This window comes from Psychrobacter sp. 1Y4 (genome assembly GCF_051847555.1).
Map to the genome: position 1 here is coordinate 1 of NZ_JBPYDE010000333.1, position 844 is coordinate 844.

The 844-nt window shown below is 45.1% G+C and carries 1 protein-coding gene; it reads right to left on the bottom strand.

The annotated features are described in order from the left end of the window. Nucleotides 1-753, bottom strand: a 753-nt coding sequence (locus tag ACS8FC_RS16145) for a transporter substrate-binding domain-containing protein (RefSeq protein WP_439297520.1), incomplete at its 3' end; no start/stop codon positions are given. Nucleotides 754-844: the final 91 nt, after the last annotated feature.

The window sequence follows — 844 nt, forward strand, 5'->3', positions numbered from 1 at the left end:
AAACGACTGTGGTTCACCTACGATGACCCATTCATCAGGATTTTTTGCTTTGGCTTTTTCGCCAGCGAGCAATACATCATCCATCATAAAGGCATCAGCACGACCATTTTCTAACATCAAGAAGGCTTCGCCGTGATCTTTTGCTGAGATGATGTTCATATCCATTTTGTTGTCATCATTGTACTGACGGATATAACGTTCTGAGGTCGTACCTGCCGTGGTGACAAGGGTTTTACCTTTTAGGTCTTCAAAATTCTGAATACCAGAGTCTTTTTTGGTCAACAGACGCGTACCAATCTCAAAGAAACCATTAGAGAAGGCGACCTGTTTTTGACGCTCTTCGTTGTTGGTGGTTGAGCCACACTCAAAATCTACCGTGCCGTTTTGTACCAATGGGATACGCGTTTGTGAGGTAATCAAGTTATAACGGACGTTGAGGTCTGGCATGTTTAGCTTTTGCTTAACGGCTTCAACGACTTTCATTTCTAAATCGTGTGCATAGCCGATAGGCTGATTAGGGTCATCAGCAATATAAGAAAATGGAATAGAGGAGTCACGGTGACCGACAACGATGGTGCCCGAGTCTTTGATTTTTTGTAGCGTGCCGTTGGTATCCGTGGCAGCAGCTTCTGTCGTGGTAGCATCATCTGCAGCTGGCGCTTCGGCTGTGGTCTGGCTACTGTTGTTACAGCCAGCTAAGCCCAATGCCATAAAGGCCGCCAAAGTCAACGGTTTAGAAAATAAGTGGGTCATGGAATACATCCTTTTATCACAAGCTTTTATCACAAGATTGAATGAGTGCTTTGAAGACACGAGTCTGATTGACCGACCTCATTGCCCCGCA